This window comes from Sporolactobacillus terrae (assembly GCF_019930545.1).
Taxonomy (GTDB): domain Bacteria; phylum Bacillota; class Bacilli; order Bacillales; family Sporolactobacillaceae; genus Sporolactobacillus; species Sporolactobacillus terrae.
Genome location: NZ_CP082837.1, coordinates 1,126,067 through 1,144,642 on the forward strand (window position 1 = coordinate 1,126,067; position 18,576 = coordinate 1,144,642).

Sequence of the window (18,576 nt, forward strand, 5' to 3'; positions counted from 1 at the left end):
TGGAGAAGACCAACCAAATACTTTTTTTATTTGTTTATGGAGGTGTATCCATTGGGAAAATTGCTTGAGACAGCGGCACTTGCAAGTGAAATATTGGATCACTTAAGTATAGAAGTTAAGCAACTGAAAGAGAAGGGAATTGAACCCACTATATCTGTGATTGTTGTTCAGGGCGATCCTGCGTCAGAATGCTATGCGAAAGTTAAACAAAGAATTGCGCGCAGACTGGGCATTCGTTATTTGCTCACCTTCGTTCATTCACAAGTAACGGAAACAGAACTTCTTGAACGCATTAAATGGCTGAACCGTTGTCCGACAATTCACGGCATCATTTTGGAACTTCCACTTCCGAAACATCTTGATGCAGCGCGCTTGGCAGCGGCCATTTCTCCTGAAAAAGATATTGACGGCCTGACACCGTCAAATAAACTCGCTTGTTTTACCGGCAATAAAGGGCTGTACCCAGCAACTCCGTTAGCATGTATCCGAATCATGAACTATTTCGGCTATACGCTTGAAGGAAAGAATGTTACGTTAATTGGACATGGCGAGACCGTAGGCAAGCCGCTCGTACAACTTTTGTTGCGTGAAAATGCAACGTTGACCGTTTGTCATAAATACACAAAGGACCTGCGAATGCATATTGAAAAAGCTGATGTTCTCATTACAGCAGTGGGGAAGGTCGGCCTAATATCGGCTGACATGGTTCATCGCAATTTAATCATCATTGATGCCGGTATCAGCGAAACGAAGAACGGGATTATGGGTGATGTGCAGCCTGAGGTAGCAGAATTCGTTAAAGCAATGACACCTGTTCCAGGCGGCGTTGGTAAAGTAACGACCATGCTCTTATTTGAAAATCTAATCAAAGCGGTGCATCTGCAAACGAGTAAAAGAAAAAGGGAGGTTGACCAGCGTGAAAGTCTTTGACCAATCCATTCGCCAATTTATTGAGGCTGCGTGTTCCGCATCACCAACGCCCGGAGGCGGCAGCGTCGCTGCGGTAAGCGCCGCACTCGGTGCATCAATGGGTTCCATGGTTGCCAGCCTTTCGACAGGTACACGTTTTGAAAAAAATGCAGCTCAGATGAATACAATCATTGCACAGATAAAAACCGCTATTGATGAATTCGAACAAATAGCAAAACAGGATATGGAATCATTCCGTTTGTTTATGGACGCTTTGAAAATGCCAAAAGACACCGATGAGAAACGTGCACAACGTTCCGAGTGTTTGCAGCAAGCAGCGATTCAAGCAGCAAATGTTCCGCTCAGACTAATGACTCAAAGCCGGGATATCATGGCACTGCTTGAAAAAGCCTCGCAAATTTATAACAAGAATGTGATTTCAGACCTTGGCGTGGCCGTCATTACGCTTGATGCAGCGATTCAATCGGCTTGGCTGACCGTTAAAATCAACTTATCATCAATCAAAAATGAAAAAACAAACAGCAATTATGAAAAACAAGGGATGCATTTATTAAATGATGCACAAAAAATCAAACAGTCGGTCATGAACGTTGTCATGGATAAAATCGGCTGATGGAGGCATCATTTTTAAATCCTCGGACTTTACTTCGTCAAAATTATATTTTACGTAGTAATCTAGCGGCGAGATTTTTACCCCTTCTTGAATAAGATTGATTACTTTTATTCTTTGCTTTTAAGATTAAAGAGTTGCAAAAGTTTATGCAGCTCATTATATTGTTCTTGATTGTTCTTGGACTTTAACGGCATCTATATTTTATCGCGTCTCTTGTCAAAGAGCTGTCAATGCTATGACGAGACGCATACTTATGAACGATGAATCTTATTGTCAAACGCTGGTCATCCTCGCTGTTTCCGCATTTTTTCATCGGTTAGTTTCTCCGAGTTCAGCAGTTTCCTGCTCATATCGGTCGCAATTCGTTTGATTTGAAGCAAATCTCCTTCATCCATCCATTCAGTTTTTCCAGTTCGATTGTAAGGATCGGCTTCCCTGCCTGAGCTTTTTCCTGTTCAAATAGATTTTTCGTACGATTTCTTACCACAACTAGCACAACTGGCACAATTTTGTCTTTGCAAACGCCTGTATCTGTTTGAAATCGCCCTTTTCCATAACACTGATCGAGGCAAGTTGCTCGAATCCCTCTTTCAATACTTTCCAATCCGGTCGCTGCACGAATCCTGAAATGATGCTGTATTTCTGCTAAATGATCATCTTATTTATCATCATTACGAAATAGATAGTCAAAAAACAGAGTATCAATTAACACAAAAAGTGTACCTAGCGAAGTGGGATTTACTATTGAATTCCCATTTTTGCGTTGAGAAAAATTTATCGATTGAAAGTAAAGATTATATGGAACCAATGTTGCAAGCTCATTATTTTTGAAATCTGAATCAGTAATGGATAGTACGGGAACATGCTTGAATTTTAGCATACGGATATCTTCTATAATCTCTTTAATTTCACCGCTTAACGAAATAATAATCAGCAGATCCCGTTCTGTAAAATATTGACGCGCTATTTCAAACTCTTTTTTTGCAGTTAGATCAATAATTCTTCGATCACAGCTTAGAAAATTCCGCTTTAATTCGAGTACTGCATTGCGCTGCGCCCAGCCTGTTCCATAGGCATAGATATGTTCAGCCATTTGGATGCGATGATAGATTTGTAAGCGGTCTGTTGCCCGAAATCGTTTAAGCGTAGTCTCAATTGCCATGTTTAGCTGCTGGTAGTAATTTTCCTTTTCCAATTTATTAAAGGTAATATCACTTTTTAGAGAGTACTTAAATTCGCTAAACCCTGAAAATCCTAATTTTTTCGTCATTCGCAATATGGAAGATCTAGAGAGATTACAGTAAGTTGCAAGATCTGTGATACTCATCCTAACACATTCTCGTTTGTGATTAATAATATAGCGCAGAGTTAATCGATCATTTTCATTTAAATTATTGTAATACTTGTTAATCAGCATCTCCAGCTCCATTGATGACACTCCTGTCCGCTCTCTATATATATGATACTAATAGCGATCAATTCAAGCAACAGATAAATGTAAGCGTAATCATTTACAGCAATAAGTCATACCCCATCGCTGAACAAGCGGCTGATTAACTGTACAATTACCTCATGAATAAACGGATTACCCTGTTAAGCTAATCGTAACAGGGTAATCCGTTTATTTCAATTAACCCAACTTGGGCACGGTTTATGATCTTAGGCACCCCACTCTCCTACTCTGACACGAGGATAATGAGGATCCATCAGCAGATACGATTGAAAATTGTTCATTATCAGCGCCACTTAGATTATTTGATACCCATTTGCATTAATTTTTCAAATTCTTCTCTGACCTGAGGTACAGATAGTCCGACGATTACCTGGAACGCTTTTCCGTGGCGTACCACTCCATGTGCTCCACCCTGTTTGAACGCGCGATCTGGTCCCACCAGACTTTTGTCCTTGACAGTGATGCGGAGTCGAGTGGCACAGTTTGTCACATCGCTGATATTGTCATATCCGCCAAACGCATCGAGATAAGCGGCTGCTTGTGTTGCGTATTGATTTGTTGACTCAGCTGATGGGGTGTGTTTTTTGTCTTTGTTACGATAATCTTGTTTTGTGAACAATTTTGTTTCCTCATCATCAGCTTCACGACCGGGTGTTGGGAAGTTAAATTTGAGAATTAAAAATCGAAATACAAAAAAGTAGATGCATGTAAAAATGAGACCGATCACGATTTGTGTCAAGTACATCATCCAATGGTTAGCAAATAACGGGATCCAATTAGTCGTCATCATGTCGATGATCCCATTTGTCATTCTTCCGACAACGCCGAAGAAAAACATGGCAGCATCCATTGTTGCTGCCAGAATTGCATGGACGACAAACAACAGAGGAGCAGCGAAAAGAAATGTGAATTCAAACGGCTCAGTGATTCCCACAAGCATGGCAGTTAGTGTTGCCGGTATCAACAATGCTAAAACCTTTCGTCGCTTCTCAGGTTTAGCCGTAAAGTAAAATGCAGCGGCAATTCCTGGGGGGGCAAATATTTTTTCATTCCCATACAAAGCAAAGCCTCCCTCCGGAAAAAGCTCTTTAAGTGGCTTCGTTGAATCCGCAAACTCCTGCATATGGCTGAACCAATATTTTACAATTCCTCCGTCAACAGCTGCCGGACCATACATAAAGGGAATATAGATAAAATGGTGTAGTCCAGTCGGAATGAGTAGCCGCTCAAGAAAACAATAGATCCACACACCGAGAACTCCGGAAGTGGCCATAAAATGCTGTAATGACGCAATCCCTCCCTGAAAAATAGGCCATATCCAGCAAAACAGAAAAGCGACGGGTATCATTACAAAGAATCCGATGATGACCACGAATGAAGACCCCTGAAATACACCAAGCCAATCAGGTAATTTTGTGCTGAAATAACGATTATGAATCCATACCGTGATACCTGCAATAACCAGAGCCCCCAGTACACTTGTATCAAGCGTCTTTATCCCCGCAATCATCTTCAATCCACTGCCCGCAGCCCCATCAATAAGGTCCTGAGAGAAGTCAACACCGAATAACCCGCCCCAAGAAGTTAGTATTGAATTCACGAAATAATTAAACGTAAGGTAAACGACTACAGATTCCATGGCGGCCCGACCGCTGGCTTCTTTGGCTAAGCCGATTGGCAATCCGATAACAAATAGCAACTCCATTTGATTGAAGATTGTCCAAGCCCCGTTTTCAATCATTGACCAAAACTGTGTCCAAAGGGTTCCTTCGTTTGCGACACTGCCAAGCAGGATCGGGTTCGTTAATGAGATTGAAAGTGCGAGCATTAACCCGGAAAATGCAAATAACAAGACCGGTGTGAACATCGCTCCGCCAAAGCGTTGTATTTTCTGCATCATTCTGAATCCCCTCTCATTTGCGCTTTAAATGCGATTTCTTTCTCACAGAAAACGATTAAGAGTCGTCCATGTAAGTGCTAGATCCATGAGAATTTATTTTTTAGCTTCTTTAATAGCGCTTACATCGTTATCCTACACGACTTAGTACGGGATGCAATAGAATCCAAGTATTCTGTGAAAACGTTTTCATTTGTGGTCATTGTTTCATTTTACGGGAATTTTTCCGGTTTTTATCTAAACTGTCAATGCTCCTTAACCGACGTGCCAAAGCAACTTGCAGAAAGGATCCTTGAACCCTCGTGCTAATTTACCAATGAACGATCAAGATGATTTTTTCAGTCATCTTTTTGCTTAAACGATTGTGTGTCGTCTGATGGAATGGCTTTCTTTTGATTGCGTGCGCCAGAACCTACAGATTTGCTGGCTGTATGCTAAACTATAAGGAACGAATGATGAGAATTGAGGGATAGCATTGGAACAACGGTTAAAAAGAGAGCAAGTGCCAACAGAACAGACTTGGAACCTCAAGGATCTGTTCTCTACTCGAGAAGCCTATGTCGAAGAACTTAATGATGTGAATGCTGAAGCAGCGAAAATCATTGCACAAAAAAGCAGCATAACCAGCAACAGCAAAGCGCTCTATCAGGCCTTGGAAACCTATTTCGCTTTAAAAGGTCGGCTTTGGCGGCTTTCTGCTTTTGTAAGCCTTAAACAATCCGCCGACAGCAGCAACGCCGAAAACCAAGCAGATGCCGCTCGCGTTGATGCGGTCATTACTGAAATTGAAACGCAGTTGTCTTTTTTTGAAGATCAATTGATGGCTGTAGATGAAAACAAACTGGCGGATTTTGAGAAAACCACACCTGAACTGAAGGAATACGCACCCTATTTTCATAAGCTTTTGCTTCGAAAACCACATCGTCTGCATCCAGAGGCAGAGAAAACGATTAAGGCATTTTCGGAGGTGTTTGATGCTCCCTATACGATCTATTCACGCAGTAAGCTTGCCGACATGCAGTTTCATCCGGTTACTGACGGCAAGGGCAGAGCATTGCCCATGTCTTTCACGCTTTATGAAAACAGATACGCGTCGAGTCGGGATACCACGTTAAGAAGAAACGCCTATGCATCATTTACCGAGACCCTTGCCGCCTATAAGAATACCTTTGCTGCCGTGTATGCTGCCGAAGTTGCAAAAACGATTGCACTTGCCAAACTGCGCGGTTACAAATCAGCAACGGAGTATATGCTTCAAGAACAACAGGTAAGCGAATCAATGTACACGAACCAATTGGAGATTATCTACAAAGAATTGGCGCCCCATATGCGGCGTTACGCAAAAATAAAACAAAAGCAGCTTAAACTAGATCGCATGACCTATGCCGACCTGCTTGCTCCGATTGACACGTCCGCCCCACAAACGACCTTTGCGGAGAGTAAAAAAGTACTTCTTGAAGCCCTCGAAATAATGGGCCCGGAATATCGTGCAATCATTGAAGAAGGTCTTAATAACCGGTGGGTGGATTACGGCGATAATGTTGGAAAATCAACCGGTGGCTTCTGTTCTTCTCCATACGGTGCGCATTCCTATATCTTAATGACTTGGACCGGAGACATCCGCAACATTCTCACCCTTGCCCATGAATTCGGACATGCCGGTCACTTTATGCTTTCTCAAAAGTATCAAAAGTTAGCGAACTACCGCCCTTCCCTATTTTTTATTGAAGCACCCTCTACGATGAACGAATTGATTCTCGCCCGTTATCTGAAACAGCAAGCAAAATCAGATGAAATGAAACGATCGGTCACCGAAAGGATTTTGAGTACCTACTATCACAATTTTGTTACCCATCTTCTGGAAGGCGTTTATCAGCGAAAAGTATTCCGCCTAGCTGAAAATGGTGAGGCATTAACGGCTTCAGTACTGACCAAGCTGTTCAATGAGACGCTCAAAGGGTTTTGGGGTGATGCCGTTGCACTTGATGAACGTGATGGTTTAACCTGGATGCGGCAGCCGCATTATTACTCAGGATTGTATTCGTACACGTACTCAGCCGGACTAACGGTTGCAACGGCTGTTGCTGCTCAAATTGAAAAAGAAGGTCAACCAGCAATCAATCGTTGGCTCTCTATTCTAAAAGCAGGAGCAAGTCTTTCCCCGCAGCAATTGATCGAAAAAGCGCATGTCGACATCACGAATCCGGCAACGATTCGCGCTGCTGTTGGTTATGTTGGCTCACTTGTGGATGCCATGCAGAGTGCTCCGCCCAACGAACACAGAGCAACTGTTTAAAAAGAGCTGCCGACAATCACATCGGCAGCTCTTTTTTTATGTGGATAAATGAATCGCTTGCAGAACTTGACTGGAATATTTTAATGCTCAAGTCTGAAGCGCTGAATCACCTTTTCAAATTGATTGGACGTATCGTCGATCATTTTTGCTTCCTTCATGTATCGACCAATGGATCGCTCAATTTTGTTCATCGACTGATTCACTTGAGCAACACTTGCCGCAGATTGCTGAGAGACTGCAGCAACTTCAGTAAGTGACTGCTTCATTTGCACACCGATCAAGCTGACCTCATTCAAGTTTGACGATACATCCGTTAAGCTTGATCGTATATCAAGTGCATCCTGATTAATGACTGATAATACTTCCCCAGTATTTGTAATCTGCTGGACACCATTTTCTACCTGTTCTTGACTCGCATTCAGCGCATCATTGACACGATCAAATCCCTTGTACACCGCGCTGAGCATCAGGGACATCTCCTTTGTCGATTTAGAGGTTTGATTCGACAGTTTTCGTATCGAATCGGCGATTACACTGAATCCACTGCTCTCTTGATCTGTTCGCGCCGCTTCGATCGCTGCATTTAACGCCAATAGATTGGTTTGCCCTGCAATGTGGCCAATGGATTCAATGAATTTAGTCAGTTGTGCCAATTGCTGCTTAAACTCTTCCATTTTGCGGCTTGAGTCGTTCACACTCAATTTAATCGTCTTCATGTGCTGTTGCGAGTTTTCAATCATTGACCGTCCGGTTTCCGTTAAGTCTGAAGCGTCCTGTGCCTGATGGAGCACTGAGGAAAGCATGGCAACTTCCTTGGTTAAGCGTTCACTAAAATTCTCAGTGAACTGTGCAATGTGGACGGTATTTGCCGCTTGCCGATCAAAACCATTGGCAAGTTGATCCATGATTCGGATCATCTCTTTGCTTTCCGTTGAGACGGACTGGGTCGATTGAATTAACGCTTGTCCACTTGTTTTAGATCTTCTCGCTGCCTGAACCATCATCCGAATCAGTTCGAGCAGATCGGCCTTCATTTTTTCCATAGAATCCGCGATCAAGCCGAGTTCGTCTTTATTTGTTTTTGCTTTCTCATGTTCGGTTAAGTCACCGGCAGCAATCCGTTCGGTAAGTCCAATGACGTATCTGAAGGAGTGCTTCATTTCTTTGCTGACGCGCCATGTAATCGCGCAACTGATTAAAAGCGTCACGACGATACTCACGGCTAGAAAAAGCATCGCCCCGATGACTTGTTTTCGAACAAGATCCATCGCCCGCTGCTGTTCATCAATGACTGAATCTCGCAATTGATTAATGCGCTTTATGCTTCTTTCTTGAATCGTATTCTGTTCTTGATGCACTCTTGATAGTTCCTTTTTCTGATTCATCAGAACCGCAGGCACAAATTCACTTTGAAAAAGATTAAACAGCCGTGAATCATCAGTTATAATCTGAGAAAACCACTTTTTCTGATCGGGTGTATTCATATAAGGCTTTAATTTCTTTTCCGCTTGGTTGAGTTTGTTCTGCTCTTGCGTGTACAGCTTCACAGATCGGTCCCCAGGATCGAGAAGATAATCAATGATGCGCGCGTCTTTTGATTTAAATAGCGTTCCAATTTCAGTAATCTGCGCCGCACGTTCACCCGCCGCACGCGCTTCCTCTGCTCCTTTCATAGACTGATAAAGCAAAAGTGTTGATGCCGCAGCTGAGAGAAACATCAGAATGATGACTACCCATAAGCCAACTGAAAATTTCATGCTGATTGTACTTTTCTCCCACAGTTTGCGCATTCGATTCATCGTTTCACACACTCCATTGACCTGTGTCATTTCCTACTCTATAAGTATTCAATCAAATCGAACGCAAATAAAGAGGTAAAACGTTAAAGGAATGTAAATTTATCTTTACAATTTCTTTTTGACGGATTCATTTATCGGCTACGCTTGAAAAAACACGTCTATCTTGGCCCCTTCGGATCATAGATTAATAGAGCAGCATGCAGCAAAATCGGGAGGGACAAGCTTGAAAAAAATCAATCCAACACTAAAAATGCAGCAAACAGCCCAACCATCGCTCCTCTTCTACTACCTTTTTTTTATCACTTTGGTTTACGGTTTGGCGATGTTGATCAGTATCAGCCAATTCAAAATTGGTGCTGTTGAAGACGTAATGCAAAAAGCTGATTGGCCCGCCGAGGTCCTGCTCACTGAAACCTTTGGCAGTGAAAATAACATCTTTAATCATGCATTGGACAAGCAAGAACGTCCCAAATCGCTTTCTCACGTCATCTTTGAAACGATCACGGAGCTGCATTTTGATGACAATCGCAGCCTGTTTGGCTCTGAGCTCCCAGGTTTTTCAATTTACAATACACGAATTTTTGTCGCCGGAAAGGGCCTGAATTATACAAATCTCCCGAAAGACAACCCCCCGCCGTCACAAATTAATATCGAAACACCTGAGCCTGATGAACCGAAACCAGATGAAACCAATAAAAGCAATGCGAAGCTTAAAAAGACAGTGTTAATCTATCATACGCACCCATGGGAATCTTATCATCCAATCAATAATGGGCAGGTCACGACAACCAATCCGAATAAGAGTGTCGCGATCAATGGAAAAGAAATCGGCCAAGTGCTTGCTCAGAACGGAATTGGTTATGTGCACCTGATCAAGCAAGGATGGGGCTATAATGAGGCTTATCAAAGTTCACGAGCGATGGTTCAAAAGGAATTGAAAAAAACACCGAGCCTCAACTATCTCATTGACATTCATCGTGATTCTTCTGGTAAGAACGTCACGACCATGAAAATTGGCAAAACCTCTTTTGCACGCATCAGTATCATCATTGGTGAAGCGAATCCGAATTACTCCGCCAACCTTTATCTGGCGAAAAAAGTAAAATCTGAACTTGATAAGCGTTATCCAGATCTGGTTCGTGGCATTGTCGGCAAAACAAAGTTAACTGGAAACGGGGTTTACAATCAGGATTTGTCAAAGAATGCCCTTTTGGTTGAAATCGGCGGTATCGATAATAACCAAGAAGAGATCACACGCAGCTCTCAAGCATTCGCCGAAGCTCTAGCTAAGATCATCAAACAAAATAATTGAAAAGAGTTGTAATATTTAGCACCAGGTATTAATATTAACTTATAACATCGCTTTTGAATGGCTTCCTTCAAAAGTGAACCTTATAGGGAGATGGGCGAATAAAATGGAACTCACAGACCTTATTGCACCACAGAAATACAATCTTACAAATGAAATTGATCGGTTTGATTCAGATCGGATCGCTTTGTACTGGGAAAATGAAGCGGGTGAAAAACGAACCGTTACCTATCATGAACTCATTCAAAAAGGAAAGCAGTTTGCCAATGTACTCAACCACTTAGGCATTAAAAAAGGCGATAAAATCATGACGATCGTGCCGAGAATCATCGACGCTTACGTGATCTATTTAGGGGCGTTGCGCGCGGGAATTGCGGTTATTCCAGGCTCTGAGATGCTTCGCGCCAAAGATATCAGTTATCGTATTAATCAGGGTGAAGCAAAAGCAATTGTCGTTTATAAAGCATTCACCGAACAGGTGGATCACATCGATGAGACGATGCCATCGCTTCAACATAAGATCTCTGTTTCCGGCGAATCAAACGGATGGCTTTCAATGGATCGACTTATGGATCAAGCGCCAACGACCTATACAACCGTGGATACCGAGAAAGATGATATGGCTTTTCTCACCTATACCTCCGGAACAACGGGCACGCCTAAAGGCGTGGTGCACACCCATGCGTGGGCCTATGCTCACCTCAGAATTGCTCCCGAACGTTGGCTTGATGTCCATGAGGGTGATACGGTATGGGCAACGGCAGGTCCGGGGTGGCAGAAATGGATTTGGAGTCCTTTCCTGTCTGTACTTGGAAAAGGCGTTACCGGTCTCGTCTATTTTGGACGCTTCCACCCGGAAAAACAGCTTCAGCTGCTTCAAGATTACAAAGTTAATGTCCTTTGCTGCACACCGACCGAATATCGTTTGATGTCCAAAGTCGACCATTTGGATCACTATGATCTTTCCCAGCTTCATACCGCCTGCTCTGCAGGAGAAGCGTTGAATCGCGGCGTCATCGATGTATTCAAGCATACGTTTGACCTTCAGCTCAAAGATGGCTATGGTCAGACCGAAAGCACTCTGCTGATCGGTACGCTCGTCGGTAAAGATATTCGTATTGGCTCAATGGGACAGCCGATCCTTGATGAATTTATTACGATCATTGATGAAGAAGGTCATGAGGTCCCTGAAGGCGTTGTCGGAAACATTGCTGTTCGCCGCGACTTTCCCGCACTGTTCAAAACCTATTACCAGCAGCCGGAGCGGTATCAAAAATCAGTGATCGGTGATTATTTCCTAACCGGTGATCGTGCGTCAAGGGACAAGGACAACTATTTCTGGTTCAAAGGCAGACGTGATGATATCATCATCAGCTCGGGTTATACAATTGGGCCTTCAGAAGTTGAGGATGTGCTTCTGAAGCACGAAGCGGTTAAAGATTGTGCCGTCGTTGCCAGTCCTGATCCAGTCCGTGGAAACATTGTTAAAGCCTTTGTTATTCTGAAAGAAGGCTACAAAGAAAGTCCGACTTTGATACCGGAATTGCAGACGTTTACGAAAAAGAATACCGCTCCATACAAATACCCAAGAGCGATCGAGTTTGTTACCGATTTACCTAAGACTGTATCAGGCAAAATTATGCGTTCCGCGCTGCGCGATTTGGAAATTCAGCGCGCAAAAGAACAGCAAAACTAAAAAAATTGCGGCATTAAAAATCCGAAAGGTGCTTAGGACCTTTCGGATTTTTTTAGTGCTTTGTTGGTCGTGTCGCCATCTTCACAGCCTTAGCGCCCAAGACTCGCGGGAGAAATTTTGCAGCAACCGCACCAAATTGATTAAGCGCCCCGGGTATAACAACTCGCTTCCCCCGTTCCATTGCTTGATAGCCAAGCTTTGCTACCCGTTGTGCATCCATCGAGCGGCTGAAAAGCCGTACATCTTCCGCATGTGCGGTCGTGCCAAAATTTGTATGAGTCGGTCCCGGACATAGCGCAGTGACCGTCACTCCGCTTCCCTTCAGTTCTTCAGAAAGTGCCTCGGAAAAAGAAAGGACAAAGGCTTTCGTTGCAAAATACACCGCCATATACGGACCGGGCTGATAAGCAGCCGTGCTTGCGACATTCATGATCTTTCCTGATCGACTTCTAAGATCGGTAAGAAAATAATAGCTGAGTTCGGTCAGTGCGCTGCAATTCAGTCGGATCATGTCACTCATCTGTTCGACTGGCAATTGATCGAAACAACCAATTAACCCAAATCCTGCATTATTAATGAGCCGATCAACGACCAGTCCCCTCTGCTTTACCTCTTCATAAACTTCGCGAGCGGCATTCACAACACTTAAATCTTTTTTGATAAGGGTAACGTTCCGATGCGGCATCCCATCTTTCATCTTGCCCATCACGGTTTCATTTCGTGATACAAGAATCAGGTGGACCGGTTCATGAGCAAACAATTTTGCGAGAGCATTGCCGATCCCGCTTGTAGCGCCCGTAATTAATACTGTTTTGACCACGCTATCCCTCCCTACCTCAATCATGCACCGTGGAAACTCAATGATCAAGAACATTCGTATACGGAGTAATCGGCAGAACATTCGAAAGCACAAAGCCGAGTGTTACCGTACAAAGAACAATGAGCACAAAGTAAATATCCTTTCTGCTCCAGCTGATTTTATAATAATAAGTCCGTTCCGCAGTCATTGAAAAACGTTTCGCTTCCATTGCAATGGCTGTGCGCTGTGCACGGCGAATCGATTGAGCGAGCATGGAAAGGCAATAACGGGTCATACGCTCGCAGAACGCCTTAACTCCTTTTTGACGGTTCATCCCGCGCACACGCATCGCCTGGCGTATTTTCACAAATTCCTCTGCCATCATTGGAATCATGCGAAAAGCGGCCATAAACCCATAAGCGTATCGGGCTGGAACTTTCAGCTGCTGCATTAATGAATAGAAAAACGGAACCGGCTGCGTCGTTGTTGCAAAAACCATGCCGATTAAGCTAAACGTAAACGTTCGAAGCCCGAGCAGTACGCCTCGAGCCAGACTTTCCCGTGTAATGAGGATCAGTCCTTTTTGAAAAAGGACCGAACTACCTTTTCCGAAAAAGATCATCGCTGATGCACTAAACAGCGAGACGATTAAGGTCAGGAGCACAAACCAAAACGACCACTTGCCTGATAACCCGCTGACAAAAAAATACAGGATGAAAAACAAGAGTGCTGTCCAAATCATTGTATTTAGATTCGTGACAAACAGGTACAAGATGAACAGCGAAGAGACGAGGAGAAATTTCAGACTTGGATTCACTTTAAAAAATAATTTGTTCGTGTTTCCCCAAACCGTATCCATGCCCCTGCTCCTTTCCTACGCCTTCATCTTGCGTGTCCATCACAATGGATCCATTCTCTACCTTCAGAATGCGGCTGGCAAAGTGTCGCACGATCTCCATCTCATGAGTCACCATGAGCAGTGTCGTTCCCCTCTGTTGGAGCTGTTGAAAGAGATCGAGCAGTGCAAACGTATTCTTGGCATCCTGTCCGAATGTCGGTTCATCCAAGATCAGCACATCCGGATAAGTGATTAATGCAGATGCAACACTCAATCGCCGCTTTTGCCCCATCGACAGTTGGAACGGATGTTGATGGCGCTGTTGTTCAAGAGAATAATGGTGGAGATGCTCTTCAACACGATCTGCACATTCAGGCTCATCCCGTTTTCTAACCCGAAGGCCGAAAGCGAGTTCATCCTGTACCGAATCGGTAACAAACTGATATTCAGGATTTTGAAAGACAAATTGCACATGATCGGCAGGATGTCCAAAAGACCAGACGCATTTGCCTTTTGATTTAAGAAGTCCCATAATGCCTTCAATCATCGTGCTTTTTCCTGCCCCGTTTTCACCAATGATTGCAATCCATTCCCCTTTGTGAATGTTTAAAGATTCAGCAAAAAATTTAACTTCCTTTTGCCTGAGTACGGCAAAATTATGAAGACTGAGTTGAACCTCGCCTTGAACGGATTGCTTTGAATCATTTTGCTGATGAATACGATAGTTCATCCAGCTTCCCGGATGCCAGACCCCATATTCATCAAGCTTTTTTTCGTAACGAGACAGCATTTCCTGCTTTGGACCATCGGCAAAAATGGCGCCTTGCTCGTTGAAAAGAACGACGCGATCAATGAAATCAAGCACGTGGTCAATTTTGTGTTCAACGATAATCAATGTACGGTCATTTCCAATTTGTTGCACGGTCTCCCACAGCTTGCGGGTTCCAGATGGATCAAGTAATGCCGTCGGTTCGTCCACGAACAGTACTTCCGGTTCAAGTGCGAGAATACTGGCAATGGCCAACCGCTGTTTCATCCCTCCTGAGAGCGTACGAATCAACCGATGATTATCGGTCAAATTCAGATCGACTAAGTTCAGATAGTGCTGAATCAGAGACGGCATCTGCTCTCGGGGTACACGTCGATTTTCCAAAACAAATGCAATCTCCTCATCAACATACGGCATGCAGAACTGAGTGTCAGGGTCTTGAAAAATATACCCCCAGTTTTCCGGTATCACGCAGCGTTCTGCGCGCATCGGTAATTGGATACTGTTTGGAATGAGACCAGAAAGAACTTGAAGCAGTGTGGACTTACCGCATCCTGATGGTCCTAAGAGCAATACTCGCTCACCTTTCTTATAATGAAAGGAAAGATCTTTAAATAACATCGATTTTTTCTTAGGGAATGCTAGACGCAGTTGATCAACGCCCCACTCTTCCCGCTTACTTAAGGACATCGTAATCTTCCTTAGTTACCGGGCGAAGCGATTGCGTGACACCGGTCTTCTCAAGTCCTTTCACCAAAGCATAGGGAAATAGCCCTGAAAGTAAAATGGAACCAATCAAGCGAAAAACGAGGTATAAGATAAGATTCCATCCGGCGAGTAAGGGCAGGTATGCATAGCCGGCATCAAGAATGATTGATGCAATTAATGCAGCGAATGCGGACAATGAAGCAACGCCGATCGAAAATTTCTTATAGCGCCATGCGGCAAAAATTGCTTCTGAAAATGCCCCTTGAAGCAAACCATAATAGAGGTTGATAATGCCCCCGCTGCCTGCAAAAAGCATTTCAGCAAGCGCTGCAGCAGTCTCTGCCAGGAATGCGACACCGGGTTTGCGAATTAGAAGTGCAGCAAAGGGTGCGGCGATAAACCAAATCCCATACAGAAGTGCATCCAGATGTATCCCCAGCGGCTGTACCAAATCATAGACCGGTCCCATTAAGCGAAAAACCAGTCCAAAAACAAGTGCAATCACGATCGTTACAAGAATGTCGGTTAAATTAAGCTTCAGATTACGGCTTTTTTCATGAGCCATATCTGTTCCCCCTTTAATTTTGACTGTTCCTCCGTTCATCCGGTCACCATGTTTGAAAAGTTTAAAAAACCGCTTTCATCGTAAGACGAAAGCGGTTTGAATAACGTTTGAGTTACCACTTTCCTACGCTGGTATTAACCAGATCAGGTCCAAGGGTCGGGACCATGCCCTCTCAGCAAACAGCACCCCTAGTGGACGAACCAATCATTTAGTTTTTCTAACAGATTAAACATACTATACCTTCACGAAATGTTCAAGATTAACCGCTTGAATGATCGTCAATAATCCAATCCAGCAATGCTTTCCCATGTATAGAATGCAGCGCTGCGAATCAAGCTAAACAAAAAAAGATCGGAGCTGTCTCAAAATGCCGCTAGGTCGTTCTTCTCACACACTGCTGGTCGCTGTTCTCCTGCTTTCCAGCCTTATTTGGCATCCTGTCCACATACACGCAGAATCAATGAATGAACTCATCAAAACTGTTCAACCGGAAAGCAGCCAGCGCATGATCCAACAATCGGACCTTATCGTATACACGCATCTGAATCAATCAATTAAAAGATGGAATACCGGAAAACGCTTGCCTTCCGGTGCGCGCTTTGTCAATGCAGAACAACTGCTACAGATTCATGAAGTGCTCAAAGGCAGCGTTCAAGCGCCGGTCAAACTGCTGACCACCGGGATCGATCCGCTTCCACAGCCGTCGGATCCTCTAAATAATCGATATACTGGACCGCTCGCCGACGGGGATTACCTTCTTTTCCTGAAATCATACAGCCAGACGCAGCATTATATCCTAAATGGAGGATTTGCCGCCGTCTATCCGGTTTATGCTGGAAAATTAATTGCACTCAATGAAGGGTTTAAAGCATTCAATGGCAAAACGATTGCTGAGATAAAACCAATGCTTCACTGAATCCTCCACCTACTTTGCATATTTTCATCGGACAAGCCATATAGTCTATCAAAGGCAGTCATTAGGGGGAAGCATTCATGGAAAAAACACATACCACACCATTATCCAAAAAAAATGAACCATTCAATGATTCGCTGCAGCAGCTCAGACAAAAAATTGAGCAGCTTTCTGCTGAAGAATGCTTTGAATGGGTCACAAAAATCATGTATTATGCAATTCTGTTTCTGGGAGTCCCTTATTTCATCTTTGTTCTGATCTCATTTATCCGGATGGCAGCTTGATTCACTTTAGATCCTGCTCCAACTGCTCTTGAATATTTTCCAAAACATAGTCAATCGATTTAATGGTTTCATAAAATCGCCGTCTGCGCGTGTCCTTCTGAAATGCCGTGACGCATATAATCGTTAAATTATCGCTCGTATCTTTAATTTGTATTGGAAAAACATACCTGGGTTTGCGTTTTCTGACCCAATGTTCCGCTAATGGATGCCATTCATCAACAACCTTTTGCATCGCATCGGCAAACGGCTTGACCTTGCCATAAAAATCGGTCTGATAAGCTTTATCCTGCGTTTGTTCCGCATACTGTTTATAGGCGGTTTGGTTGAGTTCCCTCAGCTTTACCGTCAGCTGATGCAGCCGGGACTTTGATTCAATAGGCACACTGATTCACTCCATAAACAAGTTGATTAAACTTAGTGTATCATGATCAAATCGTCAATTCACCAAGTCTGCTCATGAAGCGTCAACCCAAGCGTGCTTGTTACATCTTTCAGGCTGAACGGTTCTGATCCTTCGAAGCGTTTGTGTTCGGTTCGAATAAAATCGACTCTAGCTGGTTTGAATAGTATATTTCTGTTCCACGAGCCGCTTTTTCAAGCATCCGATCCACCTGATTCATTTTCCTTTTTGAATGGTCCATCTTTTTTTTGCACAGATCCAACTGTTGTTCAATTAACTCACTATTATTGCGCATAATTTTATGATCCAACTGCTCCAATTGCATGGTTAAATAATCCATCCGAAAATTCAGTTCACGAACCGACATGCCAAGACTTTTGACTGAGTGCATGTACGTCCCTTCTCTCTTAGTTAGATTAATTTAGAGGTTCCATAAAAGAGAGGGATCACCTGCACACTCGACAAAACTAGCAGCAATCTTTCAAAACTAGCCCTTTCTCGCAAGCAATCATGACCGATTGGACCGTTTTAAATAAAATTAACCCCTTCGAAGCGTACTTTGGTATACTGTTCTAAGAATAAAGCAGACGACATTGCTTTTGAATGAAAGGAAAGGAGCAGCCGCATCATGAGCGTCTTTTATCCCAATGGACAGCCCTACAAGGGAAAAAGTCAAGCGGTCCAATCTGGCCCCGCTTCGGAAATCGTCTATGGGCACCGCGGCATGTCTTTAGAAGAAGATTTGAACGTGACAAACCGTTATTACATTGAAACGGATCAGGCAGTGATTTACAAAAAGCCGACACCAATACAAATTGTCCATGTAGACTATCCGAAGCGAAGTGCTGCCAAAATTACGGAAGCTTATTTTCGTAGAGCATCTACTACCGACTACAACGGGATCTATCGAGGGAGATACATAGACTTTGAGGCAAAAGAAACAACGCACGAGAACTATATTCCCTTGAAGAATTTTCATCGCCATCAAGTCGAGCATATGAAACGAATCAAACGACACGGCGGTATTGGGTTTATCATTGTCAAATTCACAAAGCGTTCGGAGATTTTCCTGCTTGATGCGGATTATTTAGCGGCGGCTTGGGACGAATCTTTAAACGGCGGCCGCAAATCAATCCCGAAACGAATCTTTCAGGATCATGGTTCATTGATTCCGCAAAAGTATCTTCCGCGTGTCGATTATCTTCAAAATGTGTGTGAAGTCTACTTTTAATTAAGTCATAATCAGCGGGAACTCTCGAATACTATGTCACGTAAACCATGGGACAGGTTTTTTTGGAAAGGTAGGA

17 protein-coding genes and 1 riboswitch are annotated in these 18,576 nt (G+C 43.5%); of the genes, 8 read left to right on the forward strand and 9 right to left on the reverse strand.

The annotated features are described in order from the left end of the window. The first annotated feature begins 42 nt into the window (after positions 1-42). Both K7399_RS05135 and K7399_RS05140 read left to right on the forward strand, forming a co-directional pair. Positions 43-930 (forward strand): bifunctional 5,10-methylenetetrahydrofolate dehydrogenase/5,10-methenyltetrahydrofolate cyclohydrolase, encoded by an 888-nt coding sequence (locus K7399_RS05135; RefSeq protein WP_420542170.1) that lies wholly within the window; start codon positions 43-45, stop codon positions 928-930. After that, positions 917-1,543 carry a cyclodeaminase/cyclohydrolase family protein gene (locus K7399_RS05140; RefSeq protein WP_028975561.1) on the forward strand — a complete coding sequence of 209 codons (627 nt, stop codon included), beginning with the start codon at positions 917-919 and terminating at the stop codon, positions 1,541-1,543. Before K7399_RS05135 ends, K7399_RS05140 begins: the two co-directional genes overlap by 14 nt. A 658-nt stretch (positions 1,544-2,201) precedes the next feature. Here K7399_RS05140 and K7399_RS05145 read toward each other — a convergent pair. Together K7399_RS05145 and K7399_RS05150 are read right to left on the reverse strand one after the other, a co-directional pair. Next, positions 2,202-2,972, reverse strand: coding sequence for a MurR/RpiR family transcriptional regulator (locus K7399_RS05145; RefSeq protein WP_028975563.1), 771 nt, complete (start codon positions 2,970-2,972; stop codon positions 2,202-2,204). 322 nt (positions 2,973-3,294) lie between these two features. Next, the gene (locus K7399_RS05150; protein WP_028975564.1) at positions 3,295-4,896 is read right to left on the reverse strand and encodes an alpha-glucoside-specific PTS transporter subunit IIBC; all 1,602 of its coding nucleotides are present in this window, start codon (positions 4,894-4,896) and stop codon (positions 3,295-3,297) included. A 472-nt stretch (positions 4,897-5,368) separates the two neighbouring features. Between K7399_RS05150 and pepF the strand changes: the two genes are divergently transcribed. Further along, positions 5,369-7,189: an oligoendopeptidase F gene (gene pepF, locus K7399_RS05155; RefSeq protein ID WP_028975565.1), complete on the forward strand. Its 1,821-nt coding sequence runs from the start codon at positions 5,369-5,371 to the stop codon at positions 7,187-7,189. An 80-nt stretch (positions 7,190-7,269) separates the two neighbouring features. Here pepF and K7399_RS05160 read toward each other — a convergent pair whose 3' ends face one another. After that, complete coding sequence (locus K7399_RS05160) at positions 7,270-8,988, reverse strand: methyl-accepting chemotaxis protein (RefSeq protein WP_028975566.1); 1,719 nt, start codon at positions 8,986-8,988, stop codon at positions 7,270-7,272. Between the two features lie 223 nt (positions 8,989-9,211). Between K7399_RS05160 and spoIIP the strand changes: the two genes are divergently transcribed. Together spoIIP and mbcS are read left to right on the forward strand one after the other, a co-directional pair. After that, positions 9,212-10,300 carry a stage II sporulation protein P gene (gene spoIIP, locus K7399_RS05165; RefSeq protein WP_028975567.1) on the forward strand — a complete coding sequence of 363 codons (1,089 nt, stop codon included), beginning with the start codon at positions 9,212-9,214 and terminating at the stop codon, positions 10,298-10,300. 103 nt (positions 10,301-10,403) lie between these two features. After that, positions 10,404-11,993: an acyl-CoA synthetase MbcS gene (mbcS, locus tag K7399_RS05170; RefSeq protein ID WP_028975568.1), complete on the forward strand. Its 1,590-nt coding sequence runs from the start codon at positions 10,404-10,406 to the stop codon at positions 11,991-11,993. A gap of 52 nt (positions 11,994-12,045) precedes the next feature. Here the strand turns inward: mbcS and K7399_RS05175 are convergent, their stop codons facing one another. The 4 genes from K7399_RS05175 to K7399_RS05190 are packed head-to-tail and all read right to left on the reverse strand — an operon-like array spanning position 12,046 to position 15,672. Then, on the reverse strand, positions 12,046-12,813 hold the full coding sequence (locus K7399_RS05175; RefSeq protein ID WP_028975569.1) for an SDR family NAD(P)-dependent oxidoreductase: 768 nt from the start codon (positions 12,811-12,813) through the stop codon (positions 12,046-12,048). Between the two features lie 37 nt (positions 12,814-12,850). Continuing rightward, on the reverse strand, positions 12,851-13,651 hold the full coding sequence (locus tag K7399_RS05180; protein ID WP_028975570.1) for an energy-coupling factor transporter transmembrane component T family protein: 801 nt from the start codon (positions 13,649-13,651) through the stop codon (positions 12,851-12,853). After that, positions 13,611-15,089, reverse strand: a complete 1,479-nt coding sequence (locus tag K7399_RS05185) for an ABC transporter ATP-binding protein (protein ID WP_028975571.1) — start codon at positions 15,087-15,089, stop codon at positions 13,611-13,613. Before K7399_RS05185 ends, K7399_RS05180 begins: the two co-directional genes overlap by 41 nt. Beyond that, a complete protein-coding gene (locus K7399_RS05190; RefSeq protein WP_028975572.1) occupies positions 15,076-15,672 on the reverse strand; it encodes an ECF transporter S component in 597 nt (198 codons plus the stop codon). Before K7399_RS05190 ends, K7399_RS05185 begins: the two co-directional genes overlap by 14 nt. Positions 15,673-15,775: 103 nt before the next feature. After that, positions 15,776-15,872: riboswitch (TPP riboswitch) on the reverse strand. 167 nt (positions 15,873-16,039) lie between these two features. On the opposite strand from K7399_RS05190, the gene K7399_RS05195 reads away from it, so the two are divergent. Together K7399_RS05195 and K7399_RS05200 are read left to right on the forward strand one after the other, a co-directional pair. Then, positions 16,040-16,588 carry a hypothetical protein gene (locus tag K7399_RS05195; RefSeq protein WP_051575153.1) on the forward strand — a complete coding sequence of 183 codons (549 nt, stop codon included), beginning with the start codon at positions 16,040-16,042 and terminating at the stop codon, positions 16,586-16,588. A gap of 77 nt (positions 16,589-16,665) precedes the next feature. Continuing rightward, positions 16,666-16,869, forward strand: coding sequence for a hypothetical protein (locus tag K7399_RS05200; protein WP_028975573.1), 204 nt, complete (start codon positions 16,666-16,668; stop codon positions 16,867-16,869). Between the two features lies 1 nt (position 16,870). Here the strand turns inward: K7399_RS05200 and K7399_RS05205 are convergent, their stop codons facing one another. Both K7399_RS05205 and K7399_RS05210 read right to left on the reverse strand, forming a co-directional pair. After that, on the reverse strand, positions 16,871-17,251 hold the full coding sequence (locus tag K7399_RS05205) for a YppE family protein (RefSeq protein ID WP_128166723.1): 381 nt from the start codon (positions 17,249-17,251) through the stop codon (positions 16,871-16,873). Between the two features lie 109 nt (positions 17,252-17,360). Next, entirely contained in the window at positions 17,361-17,660 is a 300-nt protein-coding gene (locus tag K7399_RS05210) for a hypothetical protein (protein WP_028975575.1), read from the reverse strand. Between the two features lie 237 nt (positions 17,661-17,897). Here K7399_RS05210 and recU point away from each other — a divergent pair, with 237 nt between their 5' ends. Next, positions 17,898-18,500: a Holliday junction resolvase RecU gene (recU, locus tag K7399_RS05215; protein ID WP_028975576.1), complete on the forward strand. Its 603-nt coding sequence runs from the start codon at positions 17,898-17,900 to the stop codon at positions 18,498-18,500. The last annotated feature ends 76 nt before the right edge of the window (positions 18,501-18,576 follow it).